This is a genomic window from Streptomyces sp. NPDC058279, assembly GCF_042881255.1.
In the GTDB taxonomy this organism is placed as follows: domain Bacteria; phylum Actinomycetota; class Actinomycetes; order Streptomycetales; family Streptomycetaceae; genus Streptomyces.
In genome coordinates, this window is sequence record NZ_JBHVYA010000045.1 from 1 (window position 1) to 4,022 (window position 4,022).

Consider the following 4,022-nt stretch of genomic DNA (forward strand, 5'->3'; position numbering starts at 1 on the left):
ACCCCCGCCACACGCCACACCTCCGCCAGCGACACCATCACCGCGAACAGCGCGGGCTGCACCACATCCACCCGATCCAACGACGGCGCACCCTCGACGCCGCGCAACACATCGCGCAACGACCAGTCGACGAACGGCTCCAAAGCCCTCGCACACTCATCCACTCGGGTGGCAAACACGGGTGAAGCGTCCAACAACGGCACTGCCATGCCTACCCATTGCGACCCCTGTCCGGGGAACAGGAACGCCGTCTTACCCCCGACGGCCTCCCCCTGAACGACCAGGGGTGACGTGTCGCCCGCCGCCAGGGCGGTGAGGGCCTTGACGTAGTCGTCGCGGTCGCGGCCGACGAGTATGGCGCGCCGGCCGAGTGCGGTCCGGGTCGTGGCCAGCGAGTGGCCGATGTCGGCCATCCGCTGGTCGGGGTGGGTGGTCAGGTGCGTCAGCAGGCGTGCGGCCTGACCGCGCAGCGCCTTGTCGCTCTTGGCCGTCAGCGGCCACGGCAGCGGGACGGGACCGCCGGACGCCGACGTGTCGCGGTCGTTCGTGGTCAGTAGGGGTTCGGGCGACGGCTCAGGGGTTTCCCGGTCGCCGGTCCCCGGCTCGGCGGGGGCCTGCTCGATGATGGCGTGGGCGTTGGTACCGCTGAAGCCGAACGAGGAGACGCCCGCGCGCCAGGGACGGTCGCCCTCCGGCCAGGGCCGTTCCTCGGTCAGCAGCGCCACTTCACCCGCGGTCCAGTCGACGTGCGGGGTCGGCTCGGCGATGTGCAGGCTGCGCGGCAGCACGCCGTGCCGCATGGCGAGCACCATCTTCATGACGCCCGCGACACCGGCGGCGGCCTGGGCGTGGCCGATGTTCGACTTGATGGAGCCGAGCAGCAGCGGCCGGCCGGCCGGCCGGTCCTGCCCGTACGTGGCGAGGAGGGCCTGCGCCTCGATCGGGTCGCCCAGCGTCGTGCCCGTACCGTGCGCCTCCACGACGTCGACATCGGCGGCCGACAGCCGGGCGTTGGCCAGGGCCTGGCGGATGACGCGCTGCTGGGCAGGGCCGTTGGGGGCGGTCAAACCGTTGCTCGCGCCGTCCTGGTTGACCGCCGAACCGCGCACCACGGCCAACACCGGGTGCCCGTTCTTGCGGGCGTCGGAGAGCCGCTCGACGAGCAGCATGCCGACGCCCTCGGCCGGGCTGAATCCGTCGGCGTCCGAGGAGAAGGCCTTGCAGCGGCCGTCCGTGGACAGGCCGCGCTGCCGGCTGAACTCGATGAACGTGCCGGGCGTCGACATGACCGTCACGCCGCCCGCCAGCGCGAGGGAGCACTCGCCGTTGCGCAGCGCTTGCACGGCGAGGTGCAGGGCGACGAGCGAGGCGGAGCAGGCGGTGTCGACGGTGACGGCGGGGCCTTCGAGGCCGAACGTGTACGACAGGCGGCCGGAGACGACGCTGCCCGCGCTGCCGGTGGCCAGGTGGCCCTCCAGGTCGCTCGTGGTGGCGCGTACCACGTTGGAGTAGTCGGAGCCATTGGTGCCGACGAAGACGCCGGACTGGCTGCCGTGCAGGGTCTCGGGGTCGATGCCGGCCCGCTCGAACGCCTCCCAGGAGGTCTCCAGCAGCAGCCGCTGCTGCGGGTCCATGGCCAGTGCCTCACGGGGCGAGATGCCGAAGAACGCGGCGTCGAAGGCGGCCGCGTCGGACAGGAAGCCGCCCTCGCGGGTGTACGAGGTGCCCTGGGCATCGGGGTCGGGGTCGTACAGCGCGTCGACGTCCCAGCCGCGGTCCAAGGGGAACTGCGACAGTCCGTCGCCGTCGGAGGTGAGCAGTTGCCACAGCTCCTCCGGCGTGCGGACGCCGCCCGGGAAGCGGCAGCTCATGGCGACGATGGCAATGGGCTCGGCGTCGGCGGGCGCGGCCGTGGCGACGGGGGCCGCGGTCGCGGCGGCGCCCCGGCCGAAGAACTCGGACCGCAGGTGGCGGGCGAGGACGGTGGGCGTGGGGTGGTCGAAGACGAGGGTGGGCGGCAGCTTGAGGCCGGTGGCGGCGTTCAGGCGGTTGCGCAGTTCGACGGAGGTGAGCGAGTCGAAGCCCAGTTCCTTGAACGCCCGGCCGGCCTCGACCGCGTCCGGCCCGGCGTAGCCGAGGACGGCGGCGACGGCGGTGCGGACGAGTTCCAGCAGCAGTCGCTCCTGCTCGGCCTCGGGCAGGCCGGTGAGCTGCCGGGCGAGTGCCGCCGCGTCGCCGGTGTCGTCGGTGGCGTCCGCGCGGGCGCCCTCCATGACGTCCCGCGCCTCGGGGAGGTCGTGGAGCAGCGGCCGGGTGCGGCCGGAGGTGAAGGCCAGGACGAAGCGCTTCCACTCCATGTCGGCGACCGTGAGGGTCGTCTCGTCGCGGTCCAGTGCGTGCTGGAGCGCGGAGACGGCGCGGTCGGGGGACATCTCGAGCACGCCGTGCCGGCGCATCCGGTCGCCCACCGCGCCCTCGGCCATGCCGCCGTCGCCCCAGGGACCCCACGCGATGGAGGTGGCGGGCAGCCCGGCCGCGCGGCGGTACTCGGCGAAGGCGTCCAGGAAGGCGTTGCCGGGCGCGTAGTTGCCCTGTCCGGGGGCGCCGAAGGTGGCGGCGAAGGACGAGAACAGCACGAACGCCGACAGGTCGAGCCCTCGGGTCAGCTCGTGCAGGTGCAGGGTGGCGTCGACCTTCACCCGCAGGACCCGCTCGACCTGCTCGGGGGTCAGCGCCTCGATGACGCCGTCGTCCAGCACGGCCGCCGTGTGCACGACGGCGCTCAGCGGCCGGTCGGCCGGGACGGTCGCGAGGAGGGCGGTGACGGCGTCGCGGTCGCTCACGTCGCAGGCGGTGACGGTGACCTCGGCGCCCAGGGCGGTGAGTTCGTCGCGGAGTTCGATGGCGCCGGGGGCGTCGATGCCGCGGCGGCTGGTGAGCAGCAGGTGCTCGGCGCCGTTGGCGGCCAGCCAGCGGGCGACGTGCGCGCCGAGCGCACCCGTACCGCCGGTGACCAGCGTCGTACCCTGCGGCTTCCAGGCCCGCACCGCGGGCGTATCGGCGAGCCGGGCGCGGACCAGACGGCGTACGAAGAGGCCGGACGCGCGGACGGCGACCTGGTCCTCGGCCGCGTCACCGGCGAGGACGCCCGCGAGCCGGGCGAGCGCCCGGTCGTCCACGGCGTCGGTGCCGGGCAGGTCCACGAGACCGCCCCAGCGCTCGCCGTGCTCCAGGGCCGTCACCCGGCCGAGGCCCCATACGGCAGCCTGGGCGGGGTCCGGCAGGTGCTCGTCGCGGGTCACGGCGACGGCTCCGCGCGTGGCGCACCACAGGGGGGCGGTGACCTCGGCGTCACCGAGGGCCTGGACGAGGGAGAGGGTCGTGATCACACCGCCGGGCGTGGTGGCACGCAGGGGCTCGTCGGTCCCGGCGGCGGTCAGCAGGGACAGGACGCCCGCCACGGCGGGGCCGTCGGCGAGCACCTCCCGTATCCGCCCGGCCAGATCGCCCCGGGTGTCCTCCGTCCGTGCGACCGCGACGCGCCGTACGTCGGCGCCGCGTTCGGCGAGGGTACGGAGTACGGCGTCGGTCCACGTGTCGGCCGGCTCGTCCCGGGTGTCGGGTACGGTGACCAGCCAGGTGCCGGAGAGGCGCGCGGTGGCGGGCTCCGGGGCGGGCTTCCAGGTCACCCGGTAGCGCCAACCGTCCACGGTGGACTGCTCACGGCTGCGGCTCCGCCAGGACGAGAGTGCCGGCAGCAGCGCGGTCAGCGTCTCGTCCCCGTCGACGCCCAGTTCCGTCATGAGCGCGGTGACGTCCTGCCGTTCGACGGCCTCCCAGAAACGGGCGTCCACGGCGTCGACCGGGTATGCGGCGGCGATGTCCTCGGCGGTGCCGCTTTCGAGCCAGTAGTGCTCCTGCTGGAAGGCGTAGGTGGGCAGGTCGACCCGGCGGGCGCCGCTCCCCGCGAACACCGCCTCCCAATCCACCGACACACCCCGCACATACGCCTCGCCGAGCGA

General features: G+C 74.0%; 1 protein-coding gene. It reads right to left on the reverse strand.

The window, feature by feature from the left end:
- The coding region (locus tag ACFVXJ_RS31105; protein ID WP_389666803.1) for an SDR family NAD(P)-dependent oxidoreductase at positions 1-4,022 on the reverse strand (4,022 nt) is incomplete at both ends.